The sequence below is a fragment of the Oleiphilus sp. HI0043 genome (assembly GCF_001634935.1).
The window spans coordinates 1-420 of sequence record NZ_LWEY01000433.1 but is presented as its reverse complement, the minus strand read 5'-3'; the positions used below and the strand labels follow the sequence as shown (position 1 = coordinate 420).

Genomic DNA, 420 nt, shown 5'->3' with positions numbered 1-420 from the left:
ATGAGCAGCTTATCGTTACATTTAATGATCCGGTCAATGCGGTGATAGGTGCGAACGAGCAGCATCAGATCACGATTACAGAATCGAATATTGCCCCTAGATTAAACGTGACCGCAGAGCAAAATGGTTTGGCGCTTACAACGCTCAGTTCAGGTGAAGGCTTGGTGACTATTCATGCGCTTGTTGATGATTTAAATTCGGCTGACTCACACTCATTTGACTGGAGTAAAACCGACAACCAGCTAGTAGACCTTGACGGCGACTCAAGAACGCTTACCTTTGATCCGGTCAATTTAAGTACAGGCGTATATATCGCCGAAGTGAGTGTTACAGACAACGGTACGCCAAGTAAAGCTTCAAATGCACGTATAAATCTTAGAGTGATTGATACCTATCTTACATTGTCGGCAAATGACGATT

1 protein-coding gene is annotated in these 420 nt (G+C 43.8%); it reads left to right on the top strand.

What is annotated here, in order from left to right; translation table 11 throughout:
• Positions 1–420 (top strand): hypothetical protein (locus A3729_RS32370; RefSeq protein WP_197475601.1); only part of this gene is annotated, 420 nt, incomplete at both ends.